Below are 23,289 nucleotides of genomic sequence, written 5' to 3' on the forward strand. Positions count from 1 at the left end.
CCGCCAAGCGGCGTTCAGTGCTTGCCGAACTTCTGCTTGGCCGTTTCGGTGCACAGCGCCTGCGGATCGCCGACCAGGGTGTTGCACTGCTGGATCGCGATGGCGTAGTCCGCGTCGCGGCGGACGGTGGCGGCGTCCTTCGGCGCGGTGTCCACCTTGGGCGGCAGCGGCCACTTCTGCTTGGCCTCTTCGGAGCAGACCGCCTGGTCGCTGCCCGACAGGGCCTTGCACTTCTTCATCGCCACGTAGTAGTCGGCCGGACGCTGGCGCCGGCTGCTGTCGGCCGGGCGGTTGCGCCTGGATTCGATCTGCCACTGCTGCTGGACGGCCTCGGTACACAGCGCACGCGGATCGCCCACCAGCGGGTTGCACTTCTTGATCGCTGCGTCGTAGTCGGCGCGGGTCATCGGGGCGGCTTCGGCCACCGGCAGCAGCGCAGCGGCGATCAGCACGGCCGCGCCCAGGGTGAAAAGCTTGTTCATGGGGAACCTTCGTTTCGCGTGACAAAGAACGAGTATGGAAAGACCGCCCCACCCCCGGCAGCGGACGGCACGACCATCGCCTGTAGGACGGGGCCTATGCCGTGCGGGCCGCCAGTCCCGGGTGCCACAGCAACTGCTCGTGCGCCGCGGCGACCACGTGCGCGACATCGAAGCCGCAGGCTGCCTGCACCACCGCCCCCGGCGCCGAGTGCCCGAAACCGGTCATCCCGATCACCACACCGTCCGAGCCGACATGGCGCTCCCAGCCCAGCGGCGAGGCGGCCTCGACCGCCACCCGCGCCAGCAGCTCGGGCGGCAGCACGCGGTCGCGGTAGTCGGCGCTCTGGGCCTCGAACAGGTCCCACGAGGGCATGCTGACGACCCGCGCCGCGATGCCCTCGGCGCTGAGCTGCTCGAAGGCGGCCAGGCAGAGTGCCACTTCGCTGCCCGTGCCGATCAGCAGCACGTCGGGCGCGCGGCCGTCGGATGGATCGGCCAGCACGTAGGCGCCGCGGGCCACGCCGCGCGCACTGCCGTAGCGGCTGCGGTCCAGCGTCGGCAGCGCCTGGCGCGACAGCACGAGGCTCACCGGCCGGTCGGTGCACTGCATCGCCACCCGCCAGGCCTCGACCACCTCGTTCGCGTCGGCCGGCCGCAGCACCACCATGCCCGGCAGCGCGCGCAGCGAGGCGAGCTGCTCGACGGGCTGGTGGGTCGGGCCGTCCTCGCCCATGGCGATCGAGTCGTGGGTCCAGAGGTAGAGCACCGGCTGGCCCATCATCGCGCTGAGCCGGATCGCCCCGCGCCCGTAGTCGGAGAAGACGAGGAAGCTGGCCGCGAACGGCCGCAGGCCGGACAGCGCCAGCCCGTTGGAGATGGCGCACATCGCGTGTTCGCGCACGCCGAAGTGCAGGTTGCGGCCCCGGTAGTCACCCGCACCACCGCCACCACCGGGCGGCTCGAAATCACCGGCGTGGTCGCCCAGGCGCGTCTTCGTGGAGGGTCCGAGGTCGGCCGCCCCGCCGATCAGCCAGGGCACCCGGGCGGCGATCGCGTTGAGCACCTGGCCGGACGCGTCGCGCGTGGCCAGCCCGTGGGCATCGGCGGCGAAGGTCGGCCAGTCGGCCTCCCAGCCAGGCGGCAAGGTGCGGTGCTGCATCTGGTCGAGCTGCACGGCGAGTTTCGGATACCGCGCCCGGTAGGCGGCGAAGCGCTGGGTCCACGCGCCGTGGGCCTGCACACCGCGCTGGCCGAACTGCGCCGCGAGGTGCGCCCGCACGCCCTCGGGCACCGCGAAGGTGGCGTCCGGATCGACGCCGTAGAAGCGCTTGGTCAGCCGCACTTCCTCGGCGCCGAGCGGCTCGCCGTGGGCCTCCTTCGTGTCCGCCTTGTGCGGGGCGCCGTAGCCGATGGTGCTCTGCACGATGATGAGCGTGGGCCGGTCGGTGGTGTCCACGAAGGTCTGCAGCGCACGGGTCAGCGCGCCCAGGTCGTTGGCATCGGCCACGTGCAGCACCTGCCAGCCCTGCGCGGTGAAGCGGGCGCCGACGTCCTCGGTGAAGGTGATCGTGGTCGAGCCTTCGATGCTGATGCGGTTGCAGTCGTAGAGCCAGCAGAGGTGGGCGAGCTGCAGGTGGCCGGCCAGCGAGGCGGCCTCGGCGCTCAGGCCCTCCATCAGGTCGCCGTCGCCGCACAGGGCGTAGATGCGGTGGTCGAACAGGCGGTGGTCGGGGCGGTTGTAGGTGGCGGCCAGCCAGGCCTGGGCGATGGCCTGGCCGACGCTGGTGGCGATGCCCTGGCCGAGCGGGCCGGTGGTGGTCTCCACGCCCGCGGTCACGCCATGCTCCGGGTGGCCGGTGCAGTGGCTGCCAAGCTGGCGAAACCGCTGCAGGTCGTCCATCGACACCGCCTCGGCGCCAGCCGCGTCCCGCACGCCGCAGAGGTGCAGCAGCCCGTAGAGCAAGGCCGACGCATGGCCGCCGGACAGCACGAAGCGGTCCCGGTCCGGCCAGGTGGTGTCCTGCGGATCGAAGCGCAGGAAGCGCTGCCACAGCGTGTAGGCGATCGGCGCGGCGCCCATCGGCGTGCCTGGGTGGCCGGACTGCGCTTGCTCGACCGCGTCGATCGCCAGCGTGCGCAGGGTGTTGACGCAGCGCAGGTCGAGCGGCGAGGTGTCGTTCGAGGCGGTCGGGTCAGTGGTCATGTGCAATCTCCCCAAGGTGCCGCCGTTTGTAGCGGCCCGGGGGCGCACATGTCTGTTCGTCAGCGCACGATCCCGGCCCACAGGCCGGGGCGGGCGTCAGTGCAGCACCAGCAGCGGCACCTTGGTGCGCGACATGACGTTCTTGGTGTGCGAGCCGAACAGCAACTCGCTGAACGCGCCACGGCCGTGGGTGACCATGACGATCAGGTCGGCCTTGACGATGTCGGCCACCTCGGCGATCACCGCGTCGGTCTGGTCGCTGCGGCGGTATTCGCTGGCGAAGACCACACCGGCCGCCTTGGCGCGATCGGCGAAGGTGTTCAGGACGGTGTGGGCGTGGGCGTCGGTGCGACTCTCGTGGGCGGCGATCTGCTGCACGAACACGGTCGGGCTGGAGCTGACCGCCGACAGCGGGATGTCCGGCTCGGCCACGAAGCCAGTGATGCAGGCCCCCAGCGAACGGGCCAGTTCGATGCTCGCGTCCATGGCGCGGATCGACAGCGCGGAGCCATCGACCGGAACAAAGAGATGCTTGAACATGATCGATCCTTCGAGAGTGACGGTTTCACTCTAGACCTCGACCGATCAGCCGGACTTGATCTCCATCATGAGCACCCGCGACTGCTTCGGGTCGCGGAACACCAGCGGCCGCTCGGGCACCACGCCCGCGTCAGCCGCCGCCACCGCCGCCTGCACCACGCCGTAGCGCTCGCTTTTCGGGCAGACCGGATCGGTCGCCGCCGGATCGCCCGCCAGCAGGAAGGCCTGGCAGCGGCAGCCGCCGAGGTCCTTTTCCTTGTCCGGGCAAGTGACGCAGGCGCCCTTCATCCAGCCGGTGCCGCGGTAGCGGTTGAAGCCTTCGCTGTCCTGCCAGATGTGGCGGATGTCGTGTTCGCGCACGTTCGGAAAGGCCAGTCCCGGCAGCATCTTCGCCGTGTGGCAGGGCAGCGCCGTGCCGTCCGGCGAGATGGTCAGGAAGATGTTGCCCCAGCCGTTCATGCACTTCTTGGGCTTGCCCTCGTGGTAGTCGGGTGCCACGAAGAACAGCTTCATCCGGTCGGCCACCTTGATGCGCCACTCATCGGTCACGGCTTCGGCGCGGCGGATCTGCTCGCTGGTCGGCAGCAGGTGGTCGCGGTTCAGGTGCGCCCAGGAGTAGTACTGCGAGTTCGCCAGCTCCAGGTACTCGGCGCCGAGCGCGTCCGCCATCGCGATGATGCGGTCGATGTGGTCGATGTTGAGGCGGTGGATCACCACGTTCATCACCATCGGCCAGCCCAGCGCCTTGATGGTCTCGCCGACTTCCTGCTTGAGCTGGAAGGTCTTGGTGTGGCTGAGGAAGTCGTTCAGCTCGCGGGTCGAGTCCTGGAAGCTGAGCTGCACATGGTCGAGTCCGGCCGCCTTCAGCGCATGCGCCCGCTCCTTCGTCAGCCCGACGCCGGAGGTGAGCAGGTTGGTGTAATAACCCAGCCGGTGCGCCTCGGCGATCAGCTCTTCGAGGTCATCGCGCACCAGCGGCTCGCCACCCGAGAAGCCGCACTGCACAGCGCCCAGTTGCCGCGCCTCGCGCAGCACACGCAGCCAGTCGGCGGTGGACAACTCGTCCGCGCGCTCGGTCTTCGCGAAGTCGACCGGGTTGTAGCAGAACACGCAGTGCAGCGGGCAGCGGTAGGTCACCTCCGCCAGCAGCCACAGCGGCGGGCCGATGACCGGCGCGCTCATGCCAGATCCACCCAGCGCTGCTGGCGGGCCATGTCCAAGAAAGCCTCGACATCGGCTTGCAGGCCGGTCGCGCCAAAAGCGGTTTCCAGATCGGCCACGATCTCGGCAACGCTGGCGGTGCCGGTGCAGCGGGTCAGGATCTCGCCCGCGCTGCGGTTGAGTTTCACCATGCCTTCGGGGTAGAGCAGGACGTGGCAGTCCTGCGCGGCTTCCCATTGCAGGCGGAAGCCGCGGGCCACGCGGGGGTTCATGGATTCACCCCGTAACGCTGCGCCATCGCGTCGTTCATCGCCCAGAGGATGTCGAGCTTGAAGCGCAGGATCTCCAGCGCCCGCTCCTGCTGCGCGCGGGTGCGGAAGTGGCCGAGCGTGACGGCCAGCCCCTGCTCCACGTCGCGCCGCGCCTGGCTGACGCGGTTGCGGAAGTAGGACAGGCCCTCGGCGTCGATCCAGGCGTAGTGCTCCGGCCAGGTCGCCAGGCGCTGCTTGTGGATCTCCGGCGCGAACAGCTCGGTCAGCGAGGAGCACACCGCCTCCTGCCAAGGGGCGTGGCGCGCGAAGTTCACATAGGCATCGACCGCGAAGCGCACTGCCGGTGCCACGTGGCGCAGGTCGGTGATCTCCTCGCGCGTCAGGCCGACCGCCAGCCCCAAGCGGATCCACGCCTCGATGCCGCCCTCATCGCGAACAACCGACCCGTCGGGCGCGCGGAACTCGAAGCCGTCGTGGTCGAGGATGCGCTGGATCCACTCGCGCCGCACGGCGCGGTCCGGGCAGTTCGACAGCACCGCCGCGTCCTTCACCGGAATCGCGATCTGGTAGTAGAAGCGGTTCGCCACCCAGCCGCGGATCTGCTCCGGCGTCGCCCTGCCCGTGTTGAGCATGACGTTGAAGGGGTGGTGGATGTGGTAGCTCTTGCCCTGCTCGCGCAGGTGGGCCTCGAAGGTGGCGGCGTCCCAGGCGGGCGCGTCCGGGTCGCGCGGCCGGAAGACGGCCGGGGCGTTGAAGGGGGTCAAAACGAGATCTCCAGGCCGTCGAAGCTGACTTCGACACCCGCCGCGGCGACCGCCTGCCGCTCGGGCGAGGCCTCGTCGAGGATGGGGTTGGTGTTGTTGATGTGGATGAGCAGCTTGCGGGTCGTCGCCGGCAGGCGGCCGAGCCACTCCAGCATCCCGCCCGCACCGGACTGCGGCAGGTGGCCGATGTCGCGCGCGGTCTTCTTCGAGAAACCGAGGCGGATCATCTCGTCGTCGGTCCAGAAGGTGCCGTCCACCATCACCACGTCGGCGGTGGACATTGCCTCCCAGACAGCCGGGCTGATCTCGCCGAGGCCGGGGGCGTAGAACACGCGGCGGCCGGTGGCGACGTTCTCGAACACCAGACCGACGTTGTCGCCCGGCACCGGCGATTCGCGGTGTGGCGAGTACGGCGCCGGCTTGCTGTCGAGCGGCAGCGCGGTGAGGCGCAGATTGGCGACGCCGGGGATGGTGATGGCAGCGCCGTCGATGGGCAGCTCGTTCCACGCCACGCCGCAGTAGTGCGACAGCACGCGCAGGATCGGGTTGCCGATGCGCAGGTCGTCGTGCGCCGGGCGGGTGGTCCACAGCGGCAGCGGCACGCCGCGTTCGCGCAGCATGTAGAGGCCGGTGCTGTGGTCGACCTGCCCGTCACAGAGCAGCACGCCCGCGATGCCCGTGTCGCGCACGGCGCGGGCGGGCTGCAGCGCGGGGCTGCGCTGGAGTTGCGTCAGGATGTCCGGCGAGGCGTTGACCAGCAGCCAGTCGTCCGGGCCGCCGACGGCGACGGACGACTGGGTGCGGGCGCGGTGGTTCGGGGATCCCGCCCGGACGGCGGTGCATTGCGCGCAGTTGCAGTTCCACTGGGGAAAACCGCCACCTGCGGCCGAGCCGAGCACCCGCAGTTTCATGGTGTCGTCCCGAGGCTCAGCGGGCCGCGACGTACATCGTGATTTCGAAGCCGAAACGGAAGTCGCAGGCGGTGGGGGTTTGCCAGGTCATCGTGGAACTCCTTCAGGGTGGGGGGGGGTTGGGAGTCTCCAGTGTCGCGACCGGCCGGCGCGCCGTCGTCGCCACACCCATGATTCGTGCCTCATGATTTTCATGAAAGCGCTGCGCGGGGGTCCCGACAGATACCGAAGATACAGCGCACTGCCTTGCGCGCACCGGCTGGCCGCAGACAATCCGGGCCATGTCCTCTCCAGTACCTGACCCCGTGCCCGGTCCGCGCGGCCCGAGCCTGCGCCTGCAGATCCACCTGATCGTCGCCGCGCTGATGGGCCTGTTCGTCGTGGCTGTCATCGCGCTGCAGATCGACGCGACCCGCCGCAGCGTGCGCGAGGAAATCACCGCGGGCAACCGCGTCGCCGGCCAGTTGCTGCAGCGGGTGACCTGGGTCTACGCCAACGCCGGCCCGCAGACGCTGGTGCGCTTCCTGGAACAGCTCGGCCGGGTCCGCGCCAACGACATCCGCTTCGAGTCCGACGACGGGCGCGTGCTGTTCACCTCGCCGCAGGCGACCTACAAGCAGGGCCGCTACGCACCGGCCTGGTACAGCGCGCTGGTCTCGCCGACGCTGGAGCGCCAGGTCATCCAGATGCCGGGCGGCCGGCTGACGGTGGAGGCCGAGCCGTCGCGCGCGGTCCTGGATGGCTGGGACGATTTTGTCGTGCTCGGCAGCACCGGCGCGGCCGTGCTGGTGCTGCTGAACCTGGCGGTGTTCTGGGGGGTCGGGCGGGCACTGCGGCCGCTGCCGACCATCGTGGAAGGCCTCGCCCGGCTGCAGACCGGCGACTACGCCGCGCGCCTGCCCGCCCTGCCCGGGCGCGAGGCCGCCGTGATCGGGCAGGCGGTCAACCAGCTCGCCGAGGCGATCGAAGCCGAGATCGAGGCCCGGATGCGCGCCTTCGAGGCCGAGCGCACGCTGCTGGAGAGCCGCGAATTCGCCCGCCGGCTGGAGGTACACACCGAGGCCGAGCGGCGCGCCATCGCCCGCGAGCTGCACGACGAGTTCGCCCAGTCGGTCACCGCCATCCGCTCGCTGGCGCGCACGGTGCAGACCCGGCTGGGCGAGCGTGACCCCACCAGCGCCCAGGCCACCGGCCTGATCGCCGACGAGGCCGCGCGGCTCTACGAGGCCATGCACGGCCTGATCCCGCGGCTGGCGCCACCCGCGCTGGACGACCTGGGACTGGCGGACGCGCTGACCGAGCTGGTCGACGCCTCGCGCAGCCGCTACGGCGACATGACGCTGGAGCTGAACCTGAGCGGCCTGGAGCAGAGCCAGTCGTTGCCGGTCGAGCCGGCGCGCGCCGCCTACCGCGTGGCACAGGAGGCCCTGACCAACGCGCTGCGCCACAGCGGCGGCACGCGGGTGCGGATCTTCGCCGAGGCCGATCCGACCTCGCTGCAGCTCACGGTCGAGGACGACGGTACCGGCCTGCCCGACGACTGGGCCCGCCGTGGACACTACGGGCTGCGCGGATTGCGCGAACGGGCCGCCACGCTGGGCGGACGCTTGAGCGTGCAGCGGCGACCCGAAGGCGGCACCCGCGTGCAGGCCTGGTTGCCGATGGCCAGACCCGAAGGAGAGACAACATGATCCGCGTGATGCTGGTCGACGACCACGCGCTGGTGCGCATGGGCTTCCGGATGCTGCTGGGCGAGTGCCCCGACCTGGTGGTGGCCGGCGAGGCCGACAGCGGCGAGCAGGCGCTGCTGCACATCGCGGCAGCCGCGCCGGACGTGGTGGTGCTCGACATTTCCATGCCGGGCATGGGCGGGCTGGAGACGCTGCGGCGGCTGCGCGCACGCGACGGCACGCTGAAGCTGCTGATGCTGTCCGCCCACGACGACAGCGCCCACGCGCGGCGGGCGCTGGATGCCGGGGCGATGGGGTTTCTCTCCAAGCGGAGCGCGCCGGAGAACCTGCCGGAAGCCATCCGCGCGGTGGCGGCGGGCCGGCGCTGGCTGGATGCGGACATCGCCCGCCAGCTCGCGCTCGCCGCGATCGATGGCAGCGACAACCCGGCCGACCGGCTGTCCTCGCGCGAGTTCGAGGTCTTCGTGCAGCTCGCCCGCGGCCGCTCGGTGCAGGACATCGCGGGCGATCTGAAGCTCTCGGCCAGCACCGTCGGCACCCACCTGTACCACGTCAAGCAGAAGCTCGAAGCGGCCAACCAGGCGGAGCTGACGCTGCTGGCGCTGCGCTGGGGCTTGATCGAAGCCTGAGGCGCTCAGTGCGAAGCGGCCGGGGCAGCGCCGCTGGCTGCGGGGGCGGTGGGTTCATGCGCATCGACACCGTGCTTTTCGCCGCTCATGTCGATGTCGCCACCGCTCTTCATCAGGATGAACATGGCGAGGGCAGCGAAGGCGATGAAGGCCAGAGCAATCTTCCACATGGGTGAAACTCCTTGGGGGTTGGGGTGGGTGGATACAGGGTAAGAACAGGGTAAGGTCGTCCGGACAAACGAATAAGGCGCCCCTCGCGGGGCGCCTTGTCACATCAGCGGAGCGTCAGTCGGACTTCAGCCGATGTCAGGCGTTCAGTCACCGGCGTAGATGTCCACGTCCTTGGTTTCCTTCACGAACAGCATGCCGACCACGAGGGTGATGGCAGCGATCGTGACGGGATACCACAGACCGTAGAACATGTTGCCGTTCTGGGCGACCATCGCGAAGGCGATCGTCGGCATCAGCCCACCGAACCAGCCGTTGCCGATGTGGTACGGCAGCGACATCGAGGTGTAGCGGATGCGGGTCGGGAACATCTCCACCAGCATGGCGGCGATCGGGCCGTAGACCATGGTCACGTACAGCACGAGGACCGACAGGATCATGATGATCTTGACCTTGTCGATCTTGGCCGGGTCCGCCTTGGCCGGGTAGCCAGCTTCCTTCAGGGCTGCCGCGATGTCCTTCTTGAACTGCGCGATCGCCTTGCCCGACGCTTCGTCGAACTTGTGACCACCCGCCAGCAGCACGCCGGTCGGAGGCACGATTTCCTTGTCGCCGATCTTGATCGTCGTGGGCGAACCAGCCGGCACCACTTCGTTCTCGTAGCTGGCCGAGTTCTGGGCCAGTGCGCGCTTGGCGATGTCGCAAGGATTGGTGAAGTCCACTTCACGGGCGATCGGGCTGCCCTGGAACGAGCAGGTGGCCGGGTCTGCCTTCACGGAGATCTGGGCGGTGGCTTGCGCCTTGGCCAGGTCCGGGTTGGCGGCTGCGGTCAGCGCCTTGAACAGCGGGAAGAAGGTCAGGATCGCGAGCAGCAGGCCGGCCATGATGATCGGCTTGCGACCGATCTTGTCCGACAGCGTGCCGAAGACCACGAAGAACGGCGTGCCGATGATCAGCGAGGCGGCGACCAGGATGTTGGCCGTCGGGCCGTCCACCTTCAGCACGCTCGTCAGGAAAAACAGCGCGTAGAACTGACCCGTGTACCAGACGACCGCTTGACCAGCGACCAGACCGAACAGGGCCAGGATCACGATCTTCAGGTTCTTCCACTGGCCGAACGATTCCGACAGCGGTGCCTTGGAGGTCTTGCCCTCTTCCTTCATCTTCTTGAAGGCAGGCGATTCGTTCATCGACAGGCGGATCCAGACGCTGATGGCCAGCAGCAGGATCGACACGATGAACGGCACGCGCCAGCCCCAGTCGGCGAAGGCTTCTTCACCGATCGCGGTGCGGGTACCCAGGATGACCATCAGCGACAGGAACAGACCCAGCGTTGCGGTGGTCTGGATCCACGCGGTGTAGGCGCCGCGGCGGCCGTGCGGGGCGTGTTCGGCCACGTACGTTGCTGCACCGCCGTACTCACCACCGAGCGCCAGGCCCTGCAGCATGCGCAGCGAGATCAGGATCACCGGGGCGGCGACACCGATCGAGGCGTAGTTGGGCAGGATGCCGACGATGAACGTCGCCAGACCCATCAGCAAGATGGTGACCAGGAAGGTGTACTTCCGGCCGATCATGTCGCCGAGGCGACCGAACACCAGTGCGCCGAAAGGACGCACGATGAAGCCGGCCGCAAAGGCCAGCAGGGCAAAGATGAAGGCGGCGGACGGATCCAGACCGCTGAAGAACTGCTTGGCGATGATCGCAGCGAGCGATCCGTACAGATAGAAGTCGTACCACTCGAAAACGGTGCCGAGCGACGAGGCGAAGATGACCTTCCTCTCCTCTGCTGTCATCGGCGAATCGGTGGCCCGAGCGTTCGCAGGAATGCTGGACATGTGTTTGTCTCCTCGACCAGATAGCAGCGCCGCGACCACGGCACTTGGGTTCACTGTCGAACTGGCCTCTGACGATTTCCTGACGAGTAACCAACAGAATCTTACGAAATAAACAACAACCCGCATCAATTATTTCATGATGCGGAATATTTCAAGAATAGGTCTACAGGCTAGGGTTAGTTCTGATCGTGACCGAGGTCAATTTTCGTGGCGGCCAAGCGACTCGGCAGCGCCGCCCAGATCGGTTCGCGCTCCGAGGCTGACAGCCTGGACCAGGTCGTGATTTCCGCAATGGTGCGGCCGCATCCAGCACACCATCCGGTGTCGGGATCGATCCGGCAGGTATTGATGCACGGGCTGTTCGGCCGCTCTTTCGGCGGGGGCGGGGGTGTGGCGCTCACCACCTGCGTCACATCGGCCACCGGCGCACCATCGGTCAGCGCCACCAGCTCTGCCGGGGTGAGCGGAAACACCGCATTGGGATGGCCCGCCGCGGCCCAGATCCCCGGGAAGCGGAACAGCGCCCGGTCGATCAGCACAACGGGCGCGTTGCGGTGGGCCACGGGCGAGACGCCGCCGATGGAAAACCCGGTCTGCGCCTTCACGAACTCGGCGTCCGCCCGGCCGATCGGCCCCACCTGGGCGGCCACCAGACGCTCGTCGACCCGGCGATCGCCCGAGGTCACGACCAGCACCGCCAATGCGTCCGCCCGGCGCCGGAAGATGACGCTCTTGGCGATCTGGCCCACCGTGACGCCCAGCGCGGCGGCGGCCTCGGCGGCAGTGTGCGCGGCCACGTCGAGCCAGACGGGGGCCTGCGGATGCCCTCGTTCAAGCAGCCAGTCGGCGACAGCGCATACACGCTCGGACGGATAAGGCACGGACGCCGGGGAAACCGGAACAGGGAGATCGGACATGTGGGCAAACCCGGAGAAAACGTTGCGCTGAGACAAGCGCCGCGCAGGAGACGCAGCACTACAGTGAATGGATGAACAGGCCCACCGAGCCGAGCCTGCGCCCGGATCTGGTCTCGGCCATGTCCGCCCACCGTGTCTTCGCCGTGCTGGACGCCCAGGAGCGCACGGCACTGGCCGCCGACATGGCCGTCGAGCAGATCGCCGCCGGTCAGGTCGTGCTGGCCACCGAAGACCACCACCTGCAATTGTGCTGGTTGCGGCAAGGCCACGACCTGCGCGACGCGCTGGAGTGCCTGTCGGGTCGGTACGTCAGTACTTCAGCCGCGCGTAGTAGCTCTGCTGCTGGGCTTGGCGCGCTTGCCCGAGGGTGTGGATGCCCTTGTCGGCCAGCAGCGGGATCAGCCGCAGGAAGACCTCGGCCGTCACCATCGCATCGCCCAGCGCAGTGTGGCGCCCGATCACGGTGATCTCGAAGCGCTCGGCGATGGCTTCGAGCCGGTGCGAGTCCTGGTGCGGGTGAACCACCACCGACAGCAGCAGCGTGTCGAGCACCGGGTGGTCGAAGCGCAGGCCGGTCACCGCCTCCTTCAGTTGCAGGAAGCGCATGTCGAACGCCGCGTTGTGCGCCACCAGCACCGTGTCGCGCGCGAAGGCATGGAAGGTGGGCAGCACCTGCTCGATCGTCGGCTGGCCCCACACCATCTCCGGCTGGATGCCGTGGATCGGAACCGAGGCGGCCGGGATGATGCGCTGCGGATTGACCAGCTGTTCAAAGGACTCCTGGCGCAGCAGCTTGCCGTTGACGACACGGGCCGCACCGATCTGGATGATCTCGTCGCCCTCGGACGGGTTCAGGCCGGTGGTCTCGGTATCGAAGACGGTGTAGGCCAGATCGGTCAGGCGCATCTCGTCGAGCGCGGCCACGCCGGCACGGTTTTCCGTGGTCGCGAACAGGTCGAAATCGTAGTACTCGGGCCGGCTCTGGCTGTGGACGAAGGACACCGGCGCGCCACCGGGCGCCGGCTGCGCCGGCGTCTCGGCACACGGCAGCAGAAAGCGGAAAAAGGCCTGGTGGCGCACCCGCTCGCGCTCGAACCAGAACTCGCCACCGTGCCGGTGCACGACATCGCGCACCGACAGCGTGCTCGCGCCATCGTCGCCGACGCGCATGCTGTCCATCTCCCAGCCCATCACCGTCTCGGTGCTCATCGCCTGGCCGGTCCAGACCAGGTCGAGCTGCGCGCGGGTGCCGGCCGGGCGCAGCCGCAGCCAGAGCTGCCGGATCGCGTGCTCCGCCACCAGGCGACCAGCCAGATAGTCCAGTGCCAGCAGCAGCGAGTAGCTGTCCACCTTGAGCCAGACCGAGGCCTCGACCTCGTCGGCCGACACCCGCAGCCCGGGCAGCGCCGCCAGGCGCCGCTGCGCGATGGTGACCAGATCGGCACCGTGCAGTTCCTCCAGCGGCCAGCGGGTGCCCATGTCGCGGGCACTGAGCTGCGACCAGGCATGGACGCGGTCGCTCATGCGCAGCGCCTCCTCGCGGATCACGGCCAGGAAGCGCTCGCGGGTGGCCAGGTCGATGTCGCCGTAGTCGAGCATCTCGACCGCCGCCTGCAGGTTGCCGAGCGCAGCACGCTGGGTCTCCATCATCTCGTTGAGCTGGTGGTCGCGGGTGGATTCCTCCTCGAAGTCGCGCGTGATGTTGTCCACCATCAGCACGAAGCCGTCGATGACCGGCGGCGGGCCGCCCGAGTGCACCGGCGTCAGGTGCACGCGCAGCAACTGGGCCAGGGCGGTGGTGGTCACGAACTGCGCCCCGGGCCGGGCATCGCCGCGCAGCAGCTGGTCCTGCGCACGCTCCAGCGCGTGGGCCACCAGATGGCGGTCGAGCACCGAGTAGATCGAGCGCCCCAGCCCGATCATGTCCGCCCCGTCGGCCACCGACGGCACGCTGGACAGCGCACGGAACTGCTGCCGCGCCTGGCTGTTGTAGAGCAGGATGCGGCCGTCGAGGTTGCACACCACCACGCTCTGCGTCAGCTCGGACATCAGCGCGGCGAGCCGGTTGCGCTCCTGCTCGACGTGCTGGCTGGCCTCGCGGATCTGCTGCCCCATGTCCTCGCGCAACTGGCGGCGCTGCGCCACCAGGGTGTTGAAGGCCTGGGCCAGACCACGCTGCGCGGCGGTCCCGCGCGGCACGAGCGCGCGCTCGACATCGGTCGCCAGCAACACCTGCGCGTCCTCCAGCAGCGCGTCTGCACTGCTGAAGCCGCGCTGCCACAACTGCCCGGCGCCCCAGGCCGCCAGACCGAGCACGGCCAGGGTCGTCAGCAGCAGCAGGGGCAGGTGCGGCAGCAGGTGTTCGGCCAGCCAGGTGCGTTCGGTCACCTCCAGCGCGGCGACCACCAGTGCCAGGCTGCTGCCGAACCACAGCAGCAGCCCGGCCGCCGCCACCGCCACACCCAGCCCGAGCGCCCGACGGGCGCCGGGCATCGGGCGGCGGGCACTCATGCGCCACCCCGCGCCGGATCAGTGGCCAGCAGACTGCGCACCCGCTCGACCAGATCCCGGGTCGAGAACGGCTTGGTCATGTAGCCATCGGCACCGAGCGCCAGCCCCTTGGCGACATCGGTCTCGCGCCCCTTGGCGGTCAGCATCAGGATGCGCGTGCCGGCCAGCGTCTCGTCGGCACGCACCGCCTGGCAGACCTCGAAACCCGTCTTGCCGGGCATCATGACGTCGAGCAGGATGAGGTCCGGTCGCTCGCGCTGCACCGCCACCAGCGCCGCGGGCCCATCGGCCGCCACGCACACCCGGAAGCCCTCGCGCTTCATCAGGAATTCCAGCGACAGCAGGATGTTGGGCTCATCGTCCGCGATCAGGATGGTCCGGGGCTGTGTCATCGGTCGTGTCTCCTCGCAGGGCGGTGTCGGGGCTGGCCGCCGCGTCTGTTCCGTTCCACGGTAGCGTGAACACGAAGCATGCACCTTGTCCGTCGTCAGAATGCGGGTCCGTGCCAGCACCCGTGTCCAGCCACAGGCGGCCACCGAAATGTTCGACGATCTGGCGGCTGATCGGCAAGCCCAGGCCCGTGCCCTGCGGCCGGTGCAGGCGGTCACCGCCCTGGCGGAACTTCTCGAAGATCAGCTCGCGCTGCGCCGATGGCACGCCGGGGCCGTTGTCCTGCACCCGGACCATCACCCCGTCCGCATCGGACCGCAGACGGAGTCGAACCTGACCCGACCCCTTCGGCACGAATTTCGAGGCGTTCGACAGCAGATTCAGCAGGACCTGCGTGAGGCGGTCGGGATCGGTCCGCAGCGGCGGTACCTGCGCCGGCAGCAAGAGTTCGAGCCGGGCGCCCCGCTCCCGGAACAGCTCGGTGGTGGTCTGCGCCGCCTGCTCGATCAGGCGGCACAGATCGACCTCGGTGGTGCGCCACTCGGCATGGCCAGACTCGATCTTGGCCAGATCGAGGACCTGGTTGACCAGGCGCGTGAGCCGTTCCGCCTCGGAGACGATGATGCCGTGGAAGCGCTGGCGGTCGGCCGCCTCCATGTCGGGGTCGTCGTGCATCATCTCCGACAGCGCCCGGATCGAGGTCAGCGGGGTGCGCAGTTCGTGGGTCACCGAGGACATGAAGTCGTCCTTCAGGCGGTCCAGGCTCTTGAGCTGCTCGTTGGCGGTGCGCAGTTCCTCGGTCGCGCGCCGCAGCGACGCCGACTGCGCTTCCAGCGCACGCGAATAGGCCCGCAGCTGCGAGGCCTCGTCGAGGATGCGCATCACGTCGTCCATGCCGAGGGGTTCCTCCTCGACGACGGCCGCCACCGTCGCGTGGGCGCTGGCACTGCCGATGGCCCCGGCGAGCTGCGTCTCGACGAACTGCACCAGCCGCGCATCGGGCACGATGCCGGTGGGGCTGTCGAGCCCGATCTGGCGCGCATGGTCCTCCAGCAGCCGCTGTGCACGCACCGGGCCGAGGAAGCGCGACAGCAGCTGGTGCAGGTCATCCACCTGGGCGCGGCCACGCCAGAACACCGGTGCCTCGCGCGCGGTGCCGGCAGGCGCCCGGGTGAAGACATCGACGAAGAGCAGCGCCTGCGTCGCCTCGCGCGGCGACGGCGTGCGCCACAGCGACACCCCCACATAGGCGACCACATTCAGCAGCAGGCTCCAGAACAGCGAGTGCGTCAGGTTGTCCAGCCCGGAGAGGCCGAGGAACTGCTCGGGCCGCAGCAGCGCGATGCCCCAGGGTCCGTCCCGCAGGAAGTCATCCGCCAGCCAGCCCGATTTGGCGATCGACGGCAGCATCAAGGTGTAGGCCCAGAGCGCAGAACCCAGCAGCAGGCCGGCGAGCGCCCCGTGCCGGGTGCCGCCGCGCCAGTACAGCCCGCCCAGCACGACCGGCGCGAACTGCGCCACCGCGGCAAAGCTGATCAGGCCGATGCTGACCAGCGCATAGGCCTCCCCGGCCAGGTGGTAGTAGACATAGCCGAGCAGCAGCACCACCAGGATCGCCACCCGGCGCACCCCCAGCAGCACGCCGGTCAGGTCTCCCTGGCGTCCGGCGACCTGCGTGGTCCGCAGCAGCCACGGCAGCACCAGGTCGTTGCAGACCATGGTCGACACGGCGATCGCCTCGACCACCAGCATCCCGGTCGCCGCGGACAGCCCCCCGATGAAGGCCAGCAGCGCCAGCGCCCGCTGCCCCTGCGACAGCGGCAGCGAGAGCACGAAGGTCTCCGGGTTCATCGTGCCCGGGCCGAAATGCAGCAGGCCGCCCAGCGCGATCGGCAGCACAAACAGGTTGATCAGCAGCAGATACAGCGGAAACGCCCAGACCGCCCGGCGCAGGTGGCGCTCGTCGACGTTCTCCACCACCATCACCTGGAATTGCCGCGGCAGGAAGATCACCGACAGCATCGCCAGCAGCGTCAGCGCGAACCACTGGACATGGTCGAAGCGCCCGCCGCGTTCCATGCGCAGCAGCGCGGCCAGTTCGGGCACGGCCGCCACCCGGTCGAACAGGTCGACCGGCCCGGCGAACAGCCCCCAGGTGACGAACACGCCCACGGCGAGAAAGGCCAGCAGCTTGACCACCGACTCGAAGGCGATCGCCGCGACCAGGCCCTCGTGGCGCTCGGTGGCGTCCAGATGGCGCGCGCCGAAGACCATCGTGAAGCCGGCCAGCACCAGCGCCATGTAGAAGGTGCCGTCGAGCCACCAGGCCGGCGGGGCGCCCAGCGGCTGGCCGAGCGGCGTTGTCAGCAGCGCATAGCCGCTGGCGATGGCCTTGATCTGCAGCGCGATGTAGGGAACGATGCCGACCACGGTGATCAGTGTCACCAGCCCGCCCAGGGTGCGGCTCTTGCCGTAGCGGCTGGCCACCAGGTCGGCGATCGAGGTGATGCGGTAGCTGCGCGACAGCCGGATCATCTTGCGCACCACCAGCCAGGCCAGCACCATGGCCAGCGTCGGCCCCAGGTAGATCGGCAGGAACCAGATGCCCGCGGTGGCGGCGCGTCCGACGCTGCCGAAGTAGGTCCACGCGGTGCAATACACGCCCATCGAGAGTGTGTAGACCCAGGGATTGGCGATCACCGAGTGGCCGGAGCGGGCCCGCCGATCGGCGCGGTGCGCCACCGCGAACAGCACCAGCAGGTAGGCAAAGGACGCAGCGAGGACCAGGGACATCGGCAGCATGGAGAGCGCCCCGGGCACCGCTGTGGCGTGACCGCGCTAGTCGGGCTGGCGCTCGACCAGCCACGCCACCAGCCCGATCAGCCCCGCCCAGATCAGGAACAGCGCCACGGGCAGCAGCGGCAACCCGCCCACGCGCACATCGCCCCCCCACAGGGTCAGCAGCGGGAAATTCAGCAGGGCCCAGCCGCCCACGAAGACGGCCCACAGCCGTTGGGTGAGCAGGGCGCGCAGCATGCCGAGGCCCTCGAACTCAGGCCGCGCACTGCGTCTTGGCATGCGGCACCAGGAACAGCGTCCAGTCCATTGCGGTGGAAACATCCAAAGCCATTGTCCAGCTCCTCAGAGGCAACATCCTTGCCGGCTCGGGCAGACCGAGCCCCGATCAGCCGATCCTGTCAGAGATACCGGGCGGTGACCACCCCGGGCATCTCCGGACAGTGGTCCTGCCAGACCACCCGCCACAGCCTGCGGCGCGCAACTTCTCATGAACCCGCGCTTCCTGTCGGCCTGCGGATGGTCACCCAGGTCCACGGCGCAGGATCATGCACACGCACCCCGCACACGGACTCGCTCCTCACCGCCACCATGACCGCCGACCACGACTGCCAGACCCCGATGGACATGCCGCCACGCCACGGCAGCTGGGACGCTTCTGCCGACACGGGCCGTCCGCCACGGGTGGTGATCGACTCGGCGCTGGTCACGTCGGCCCTCGTGTTCGGCGGCGCGCCTTCTGCACGGTTGCGGCGCGCCTGGCGGTCCGGCTTCTGCCGCCCGATGGTGTGCAAGAGCACGCTGCTGGATCTGCAGCGCACACTGACCGACGCGCGGTTCGGATTTTCGGCCCAGGAGGTCTCCAGGATGCTGGGGGAATACCTGCCCTACGTGCTGAGGGTGCGCGTGCCCGAAGCGGCCAGCCCGGGTCAGGACATTCCGTGCAGCCTGCCGTTCGTGCAGCTCGCGATGGCGGGCAAGGCGCATGTGCTGGTCACCTCCGACGCTGCGCTGCTCAACGCCAGCCGGGATCTGCCGTTTGCGGTCCTGCCGCTGGAGCCCTTCCTGGACCGGCTGCGGGACTCGGTGATCGAGCCCGCTCCATTGCGGGTCGCGGTGCGTCGGCGGTGACGCTGCTCTGCGCAACGTCACCGCAGGATCAGACGGGCGCCTTCTTCGCGGCGGCCTTCTTCGCCGGCACCTTGGCGGCGCGCGGCTCGAACTCGAACACCACCTTGCCTTCCTTCTTGTCGTAGACGAGGAAGGCCTTGAACTTGCGCTTGGTCTTGTTCGAGACGAAGCCGTCGAGCAGCGCGGTCTTGCCGGTCGCCAGCAGCAGCGTCACCTGCTCCGGGGTCACCGGCTGCTGCAGGATGACCTTGCCGGTCTTGAAATCGCAGGTGGACGCCGTGCCGACCGCGTGCTCGCAGACGTAGTTCGTACCGTGTTCGTGCACCGCACTGCCGCACTTCGGGCAGCGGCCCAGCGACGATTGACCCGTGAAATCGACCGCCTCGGACTCCTCGGCTTCCTTCTTGGCGTCGTCGCCGAAGTCGAATTCGAGCTTCCAGTTGCCGGCTTCCTCGTCGCGCACCAGCTTCAGCTCGGCGGTGAAGGGCCAGCCCGCCTTGGAGCGGAAGCCTTCCAGCGGCCCGATGCGGTGCTCGGTCAGGAACACCTCGGCCTCGTGCAGCTCGAAGCTGCGACCACCAGGGATCTTGCCGATCGAGAAGCCGCAGCCGGCGCCCTGGCCTTCGGCCTGCGCGTCCGCGCCGATGCAGGCGAAGCGGCGGTAGTTCTCCTTGACCACGCCGCCGCAGTTCGGACAGGGCGCCTTCAGCGTCGCGTAGTCGCCGGGGATGGTGTCGCGGTCGTATTCCTTGGCCTTGGTGACGACACGGCGGGCCATGTCGGCGATGCCCTGCATGAAGTCGGCGCGGCTGAGCTGGCCCTTCTCCATCAGGTTGAGCTGGTGCTCCCACTGGCCGGTCAGCTCCGGCGTGGTCAGGTCTTCCACCTCCAGACCCCGCAACAGCGTCATGAGCTGGAACGCCTTGGCGGTCGGCACGAGGTCGCGGCCATCGCGCAGCAGGTACTTTTCGGTGATCAGCCCTTCGATCGTGGCCGCGCGCGTGGCCGGCGTGCCCAGACCCTTTTCCTGCATCGCCGCCTTGAACTCCTCGTCGTCGATGAGCTTGCCGGCGCCTTCCATCGCGCTGAGCAGCGTCGATTCGTTGTAGCGCGCCGGCGGCTTGGTGCGCAGCGCGGCGATCTTCAGCTCATCGGCGGTGACGATCTCGCCCGGCTTCACGGCCACGAGGTTGGCGTCCTCGCCGGCGGCTTCCTTGCCGTAGACCGCCAGCCAGCCCGGGTTGACCAGCACCTTGCCATTGGTCTGGAACTGGTGGTCTTTACCGGCCGCGGTCACCTGCGTGATGCGGGTCGTGACCATGAACTCGGCCGACGGGTAGAACACCGCGATGAAACGCTTGACCACCAGGTCGTACAGCTTGGCCTCGATCTCGCTCAGGCTCTTGGGGGCCTGCAGCGTCGGGATGATGGCGAAGTGGTCCGAGATCTTCGAGTTGTCGAAGATGCGCTTGGTCGGCTTGACGTAGCCCTCTTTCAGCGCCTTGCGGGCGTGGGTGGCGAGGTCCTGCAGCGGGCCGGGCAGGTCTTCGCTGGCGATCATGTCCAGCGTCTGCTTGGCGACGTCGACATAGTCCTCGGGCAGCGCGCGCGCGTCGGTCCGCGGGTAGGTCAGGACCTTGTGCTTCTCGTACAGCGCCTGCGCGATCGACAGCGTCGTCTTGGCCGAGAAGCCGAAGCGCGAGTTGGCCTCGCGCTGCAGCGTGGTCAGGTCGTAGAGCAAGGGGCTGGCCTGCGTGCTCGGCTTGGCTTCCTCGCGCACGGTGCCGGACTTGCCGCGCACCGCGTCGGCGATGGCCTTGGCCTCGTCGGCGTTCCACAGGCGGTCGCTGCGGCGCTCGGCGTCGTCGTCCTTCTTGAATTTCGGGTCGAACCACTTGCCTTCGTAGACGCCGGCATCTGCACCGAAATCGGCACGAACTTCCCAGTAATCGCGTGCCACGTGCTTGCGGATCTTCTCCTCGCGCTCGACCATGATCGACAGCGTGGGCGTCTGCACCCGCCCGACCGTGGTCAGGAAGAAGCCGCCGTCGCGCGAGTTGAACGCGGTCATGGCGCGGGTGCCGTTGATGCCGATCAGCCAGTCGGCTTCGCTGCGGCTGCGAGCGGCGTCGGCCAGACCGCGCATGTCGGCCTCGCTGCGCAGCTTGCCGAAGCCGTCGCGGATGGCCTGCGGCGTCATGCTCTGCAGCCACAGGCGCTGCACGGGCTTCGTGCCGACCTTGGCACCCAGCGCGTACTGCTCGATCAGCCGGAAGATCAGCTCGCCCTCGCGCCCCGCGTCACAGGCGTTGACCAGGTCGGTGATGTCCTTGCGCTTGACCAGCTTGACGACCGCGCTCAGGCGGCTCTTGGCCTTGTCGATGGGCGCCAGATCGAAATGCGGCGGCACCACCGGCAGGTTGGCGAAGCTCCACTTGCCACGCTTGACGTCGAATTCCTCCGGCGCCTTGATCTCCACCAGGTGGCCGACGGCGGAGGTGACCACGTAACGGTCGTTCTCGAAGTGGTCGTCGTGCTTCTCGAACTTGCCGCACACCGGGGTCAGCGCGCGGACGATGTCCTGCGCGACGGAAGGCTTCTCGGCGATGACGAGAGATTTGCTCATGATGTTCGAACTCTGCAGAACGCTGCTCATGCACCCGACACGGCGTCAGGGTGCTCCCTACAATCCAAGGCTATACGCGTGCACGCACACACACGGGCACGCACACGCTCACACCCCAATCTAACCAATCTCGCACTGCCATGTCTGCACCGCTGCCAGATTCGACCGCGCCCAGCCCGACACCGTCACCCGGACAGCGCCGTCTGCAGGTGCGCCGCTCCGGGGTCCACGGCAAGGGTGTCTATGCACAGGTACCGCTGCGAGCGGGCGAAATCATCATCGAATACAAGGGCGAAGTCATCCCGTGGGACGAGGCCCTGCGCCGCCACCCGCACGATCCGTCCGACCCGAACCATACCTTCTACTTCCACATCGATGACACGCATGTGATCGACGGCGGCGTGCGCGGCAATTCGGCACGCTGGATCAACCACGCCTGCGCACCGAACTGCGAAACCGAGGACGACAACGGCCGCATCTTCATCAAGGCCCTGCGCGACATCGCTCCCGGAGAGGAGCTGTTCTTCGACTACCGATTGGTGATCGATGAACGCTACACCGCGAAACTGAAGAAAGCTTACGCGTGTCGCTGCGGTGCAGCAGACTGCCGGGGTACGATGCTCGGCCCCAAGCGCTGAACCAGCGCCCCTTCGCCCCCCGCCCCGCCCTACCACCACGACCACCACCATGCTGCACTGGGACGCCGAAACGCTCTGGCAAGACCTGGAACCGCAGGCCCCCGGCCTGAGCGTCGAGGTGCTGGCCGAGACCGGCTCCACCAACACGCTGCTGCTCGATCGCGGTCGCCAGGGCCTGGACGCGCCCTGCCTGCTCGTCGCCGAACGCCAGTCCGCCGGTCGCGGTCGCCTGGGCCGCGTCTGGTGGTCGCAAGCGGGCCAGGCGCTGACCTTCTCGCTCGGCCTGAAGCTGGCCCCGGCCGACTGGAGCGGGCTGTCGCTGGCGGTCGGTCTCGCGCTGGCCGAGGCCCTGGGCGAACACATCGGCCTGAAGTGGCCCAACGACCTGTGGCTGCGCGGCGACGACCGCAAGCTCGGCGGCATCCTGATCGAGGTTGCGCCGCTGGCGGAACCCGGCCTGCGCCCCGGCGAGCGCTGGGTCGTGATCGGCGTCGGCCTGAACATGGCCCCACTGCCCGAGACTCCGCAGGACCCCGACACCTTCCGCACCGGCTACGCCTGCCTGCAGGAGTTCGAGCCGGCGCTGACCGCCCCGCAGGTGCTGCACCGGGTGGCCGGGCCGCTGCTGCGCGCGGTGCTGGCCTTCGAATCCGATGGCCTGTCAACCCTGCACGCCCGCTATGCCGCGCGGGACGTGCTGACCGGACGCAGCGTGCAGGCCGGCGCCCTCACCGGCCTCGCCTGCGGCCTGTCCGCAGACGGCTCGCTGCAGGTGCGCGATGCCCTCGGCGCCCTCCACACCCTCCACAGCGGCGAAGTGAGCGTGCGTCCATGCTGAGAGCGCTGGTCGTGATCCTGATGCTGGCCAATCTGGCTTTCTACGGCTGGACGCAGGGCTGGCTGACCGACGTGCTCGGCCTGTCGCCCGACGGTGACCGCGAGCCGCAGCGCCTGAGCGCCCAGATCGATCCGGCGGCACTGCGGGTCGTGCCGCCCCGTGGTCTGGCCTCCAGCGCGGCGGCGCCGGCCTCGGCGGTGCCCGAGCCACCGCCGGTGACGAGCCAGGTGCCCGCACCCGAGGCCTCCGAGCCACCCGCCCCGGCCAGCGCCGCCGCAGACATGGCCACGGCGCCTGTCCCCACGCCCGCACCGGCGCCACCCGTCTGTCTCGAAGCCGGCCCCTTCACGCCGGTCGAATGGCGGACGGCCGAGCGCGCGCTGCGCAACACGCTGGGCGAAGGCCCGTGGCAGCTCATCACCCGCGAGAAGCCGGGCAACTGGATGGTCTACGTCGGCCCCTACAAGAGCCGCGTCATCATGGACAAGCGCGCCGAGCAGCTGCGCAAGCTGGAGATCGCCTTCGAGGAGGCCCACGACCTGCCGGACGAGTACATCCCCGGCTTCATCTTCGGCCGCCACGGTGTCGAGGCCGATGCCCGCGCCCTGCAGACCCGCCTGACGGCGCAGAAGGTCAAGTACGTGCGCGTGGTGCCGCTGGTCAAGCCGACGACGCTGCACACCGTGCGCATCCAGAAAGCCGACGCGGACATCCAGGACCGCGTCGCCGCCCTCAAGCCGCGGCTGAGCGGGCACCTGTTCGAGACCTGCAAGCGCTGAGTTT

Annotated in this window: 21 protein-coding genes; 6 read left to right on the plus strand and 15 right to left on the minus strand. The window is 68.9% G+C overall.

Annotation, left to right across the window (positions count from 1 at the left end; genetic code table 11):
* Window positions 1-14 precede the first annotated feature (14 nt).
* From AABN02_RS09935 to pqqB, 7 genes are all read right to left on the minus strand, one after another.
* Window positions 15-482, minus strand: coding sequence for a hypothetical protein (locus AABN02_RS09935; protein WP_338414770.1), 468 nt, complete (start codon window positions 480-482; stop codon window positions 15-17).
* Window positions 483-576: 94 nt separating this feature from the next.
* Window positions 577-2,685: a transketolase gene (tkt, locus tag AABN02_RS09940; protein WP_338414771.1), complete on the minus strand. Its 2,109-nt coding sequence runs from the start codon at window positions 2,683-2,685 to the stop codon at window positions 577-579.
* Between the two features lie 96 nt (window positions 2,686-2,781).
* Window positions 2,782-3,225: a universal stress protein gene (locus tag AABN02_RS09945; protein WP_338414772.1), complete on the minus strand. Its 444-nt coding sequence runs from the start codon at window positions 3,223-3,225 to the stop codon at window positions 2,782-2,784.
* Window positions 3,226-3,270: 45 nt separating this feature from the next.
* Window positions 3,271-4,407, minus strand: coding sequence for a pyrroloquinoline quinone biosynthesis protein PqqE (pqqE, locus tag AABN02_RS09950; RefSeq protein WP_338414773.1), 1,137 nt, complete (start codon window positions 4,405-4,407; stop codon window positions 3,271-3,273).
* Window positions 4,404-4,658 (minus strand): pyrroloquinoline quinone biosynthesis peptide chaperone PqqD, encoded by a 255-nt coding sequence (gene pqqD / locus AABN02_RS09955; protein WP_338414774.1) that lies wholly within the window; start codon window positions 4,656-4,658, stop codon window positions 4,404-4,406. The genes pqqE and pqqD overlap by 4 nt, the downstream gene beginning before the upstream one ends.
* The gene (gene pqqC, locus AABN02_RS09960; protein ID WP_338414850.1) at window positions 4,655-5,338 is read right to left on the minus strand and encodes a pyrroloquinoline-quinone synthase PqqC; all 684 of its coding nucleotides are present in this window, start codon (window positions 5,336-5,338) and stop codon (window positions 4,655-4,657) included. The genes pqqD and pqqC overlap by 4 nt, the downstream gene beginning before the upstream one ends.
* 80 nt (window positions 5,339-5,418) lie before the next feature.
* Complete coding sequence (pqqB, locus tag AABN02_RS09965; RefSeq protein WP_338414775.1) at window positions 5,419-6,333, minus strand: pyrroloquinoline quinone biosynthesis protein PqqB; 915 nt, start codon at window positions 6,331-6,333, stop codon at window positions 5,419-5,421.
* 281 nt (window positions 6,334-6,614) lie between these two features.
* On the opposite strand from pqqB, the gene AABN02_RS09970 reads away from it, so the two are divergent.
* Together AABN02_RS09970 and AABN02_RS09975 are read left to right on the plus strand one after the other, a co-directional pair.
* The gene (locus AABN02_RS09970) at window positions 6,615-8,024 is read left to right on the plus strand and encodes a sensor histidine kinase (RefSeq protein WP_338414776.1); all 1,410 of its coding nucleotides are present in this window, start codon (window positions 6,615-6,617) and stop codon (window positions 8,022-8,024) included.
* Window positions 8,021-8,653, plus strand: a complete 633-nt coding sequence (locus AABN02_RS09975; protein WP_338414777.1) for a response regulator transcription factor — start codon at window positions 8,021-8,023, stop codon at window positions 8,651-8,653. The genes AABN02_RS09970 and AABN02_RS09975 overlap by 4 nt, the downstream gene beginning before the upstream one ends.
* A 5-nt stretch (window positions 8,654-8,658) precedes the next feature.
* Here the strand turns inward: AABN02_RS09975 and AABN02_RS09980 are convergent, their stop codons facing one another.
* From AABN02_RS09980 to AABN02_RS10010, 7 genes are all read right to left on the minus strand, one after another.
* Complete coding sequence (locus AABN02_RS09980; protein ID WP_338414778.1) at window positions 8,659-8,823, minus strand: hypothetical protein; 165 nt, start codon at window positions 8,821-8,823, stop codon at window positions 8,659-8,661.
* 144 nt (window positions 8,824-8,967) lie between these two features.
* The gene (locus tag AABN02_RS09985) at window positions 8,968-10,659 is read right to left on the minus strand and encodes an MFS transporter (protein WP_338414779.1); all 1,692 of its coding nucleotides are present in this window, start codon (window positions 10,657-10,659) and stop codon (window positions 8,968-8,970) included.
* 176 nt (window positions 10,660-10,835) lie between these two features.
* A complete protein-coding gene (locus tag AABN02_RS09990; RefSeq protein WP_338414780.1) occupies window positions 10,836-11,576 on the minus strand; it encodes a YbaK/EbsC family protein in 741 nt (246 codons plus the stop codon).
* Between the two features lie 309 nt (window positions 11,577-11,885).
* Window positions 11,886-14,087, minus strand: coding sequence for an exonuclease domain-containing protein (locus AABN02_RS09995; RefSeq protein WP_338414781.1), 2,202 nt, complete (start codon window positions 14,085-14,087; stop codon window positions 11,886-11,888).
* A complete protein-coding gene (locus AABN02_RS10000; protein WP_338414782.1) occupies window positions 14,084-14,479 on the minus strand; it encodes a response regulator in 396 nt (131 codons plus the stop codon). Before AABN02_RS10000 ends, AABN02_RS09995 begins: the two co-directional genes overlap by 4 nt.
* Entirely contained in the window at window positions 14,442-17,279 is a 2,838-nt protein-coding gene (locus AABN02_RS10005; RefSeq protein WP_338414783.1) for a sensor histidine kinase, read from the minus strand. Before AABN02_RS10005 ends, AABN02_RS10000 begins: the two co-directional genes overlap by 38 nt.
* Before the next feature lie 36 nt (window positions 17,280-17,315).
* On the minus strand, window positions 17,316-17,555 hold the full coding sequence (locus AABN02_RS10010; RefSeq protein WP_338414784.1) for a hypothetical protein: 240 nt from the start codon (window positions 17,553-17,555) through the stop codon (window positions 17,316-17,318).
* Window positions 17,556-17,864: 309 nt separating this feature from the next.
* On the opposite strand from AABN02_RS10010, the gene AABN02_RS10015 reads away from it, so the two are divergent.
* Window positions 17,865-18,404, plus strand: coding sequence for a PIN domain-containing protein (locus AABN02_RS10015; protein ID WP_338414785.1), 540 nt, complete (start codon window positions 17,865-17,867; stop codon window positions 18,402-18,404).
* A 28-nt stretch (window positions 18,405-18,432) separates the two neighbouring features.
* Here the strand turns inward: AABN02_RS10015 and AABN02_RS10020 are convergent, their stop codons facing one another.
* Window positions 18,433-21,030 (minus strand): DNA topoisomerase III, encoded by a 2,598-nt coding sequence (locus AABN02_RS10020; protein ID WP_338414786.1) that lies wholly within the window; start codon window positions 21,028-21,030, stop codon window positions 18,433-18,435.
* A 140-nt stretch (window positions 21,031-21,170) separates the two neighbouring features.
* On the opposite strand from AABN02_RS10020, the gene AABN02_RS10025 reads away from it, so the two are divergent.
* From AABN02_RS10025 to AABN02_RS10035, 3 genes are read left to right on the plus strand one after another with little or no spacing between them, the layout of a single operon-like run.
* The gene (locus AABN02_RS10025) at window positions 21,171-21,668 is read left to right on the plus strand and encodes an SET domain-containing protein-lysine N-methyltransferase (protein WP_338414787.1); all 498 of its coding nucleotides are present in this window, start codon (window positions 21,171-21,173) and stop codon (window positions 21,666-21,668) included.
* A gap of 49 nt (window positions 21,669-21,717) precedes the next feature.
* Window positions 21,718-22,506, plus strand: a complete 789-nt coding sequence (locus AABN02_RS10030) for a biotin--[acetyl-CoA-carboxylase] ligase (RefSeq protein ID WP_338414788.1) — start codon at window positions 21,718-21,720, stop codon at window positions 22,504-22,506.
* Window positions 22,500-23,285: a hypothetical protein gene (locus tag AABN02_RS10035; RefSeq protein ID WP_338414789.1), complete on the plus strand. Its 786-nt coding sequence runs from the start codon at window positions 22,500-22,502 to the stop codon at window positions 23,283-23,285. The genes AABN02_RS10030 and AABN02_RS10035 overlap by 7 nt, the downstream gene beginning before the upstream one ends.
* The last annotated feature ends 4 nt before the right edge of the window (window positions 23,286-23,289 follow it).

Source organism: uncultured Sphaerotilus sp., from assembly GCF_963924895.1.
Taxonomy (GTDB): Bacteria; Pseudomonadota; Gammaproteobacteria; order Burkholderiales; family Burkholderiaceae_C; genus Sphaerotilus.

Excerpts from the sequence above, each read along its gene's own strand:
- AABN02_RS09935 (WP_338414770.1), bottom strand. The coding sequence starts at position 482 with ATGAACAAGCTTTTCACCCTGGGCGCGGCCGTGCTGATCGCCGCTGCG.
- tkt (WP_338414771.1), bottom strand. The coding sequence starts at position 2,685 with ATGACCACTGACCCGACCGCCTCGAACGACACCTCGCCGCTCGACCTG.
- AABN02_RS09945 (WP_338414772.1), bottom strand. The coding sequence starts at position 3,225 with ATGTTCAAGCATCTCTTTGTTCCGGTCGATGGCTCCGCGCTGTCGATC.
- pqqE (WP_338414773.1), bottom strand. The coding sequence starts at position 4,407 with ATGAGCGCGCCGGTCATCGGCCCGCCGCTGTGGCTGCTGGCGGAGGTG.
- pqqD (WP_338414774.1), bottom strand. The coding sequence starts at position 4,658 with ATGAACCCCCGCGTGGCCCGCGGCTTCCGCCTGCAATGGGAAGCCGCG.
- pqqB (WP_338414775.1), bottom strand. The coding sequence starts at position 6,333 with ATGAAACTGCGGGTGCTCGGCTCGGCCGCAGGTGGCGGTTTTCCCCAG.
- AABN02_RS09970 (WP_338414776.1), top strand. The coding sequence starts at position 6,615 with ATGTCCTCTCCAGTACCTGACCCCGTGCCCGGTCCGCGCGGCCCGAGC.
- AABN02_RS09975 (WP_338414777.1), top strand. The coding sequence starts at position 8,021 with ATGATCCGCGTGATGCTGGTCGACGACCACGCGCTGGTGCGCATGGGC.
- AABN02_RS09980 (WP_338414778.1), bottom strand. The coding sequence starts at position 8,823 with ATGTGGAAGATTGCTCTGGCCTTCATCGCCTTCGCTGCCCTCGCCATG.
- AABN02_RS09985 (WP_338414779.1), bottom strand. The coding sequence starts at position 10,659 with ATGTCCAGCATTCCTGCGAACGCTCGGGCCACCGATTCGCCGATGACA.
- AABN02_RS09990 (WP_338414780.1), bottom strand. The coding sequence starts at position 11,576 with ATGTCCGATCTCCCTGTTCCGGTTTCCCCGGCGTCCGTGCCTTATCCG.
- AABN02_RS09995 (WP_338414781.1), bottom strand. The coding sequence starts at position 14,087 with ATGAGTGCCCGCCGCCCGATGCCCGGCGCCCGTCGGGCGCTCGGGCTG.
- AABN02_RS10000 (WP_338414782.1), bottom strand. The coding sequence starts at position 14,479 with ATGACACAGCCCCGGACCATCCTGATCGCGGACGATGAGCCCAACATC.
- AABN02_RS10005 (WP_338414783.1), bottom strand. The coding sequence starts at position 17,279 with ATGCTGCCGATGTCCCTGGTCCTCGCTGCGTCCTTTGCCTACCTGCTG.
- AABN02_RS10010 (WP_338414784.1), bottom strand. The coding sequence starts at position 17,555 with ATGCCAAGACGCAGTGCGCGGCCTGAGTTCGAGGGCCTCGGCATGCTG.
- AABN02_RS10015 (WP_338414785.1), top strand. The coding sequence starts at position 17,865 with ATGACCGCCGACCACGACTGCCAGACCCCGATGGACATGCCGCCACGC.
- AABN02_RS10020 (WP_338414786.1), bottom strand. The coding sequence starts at position 21,030 with ATGAGCAAATCTCTCGTCATCGCCGAGAAGCCTTCCGTCGCGCAGGAC.
- AABN02_RS10025 (WP_338414787.1), top strand. The coding sequence starts at position 21,171 with ATGTCTGCACCGCTGCCAGATTCGACCGCGCCCAGCCCGACACCGTCA.
- AABN02_RS10030 (WP_338414788.1), top strand. The coding sequence starts at position 21,718 with ATGCTGCACTGGGACGCCGAAACGCTCTGGCAAGACCTGGAACCGCAG.
- AABN02_RS10035 (WP_338414789.1), top strand. The coding sequence starts at position 22,500 with ATGCTGAGAGCGCTGGTCGTGATCCTGATGCTGGCCAATCTGGCTTTC.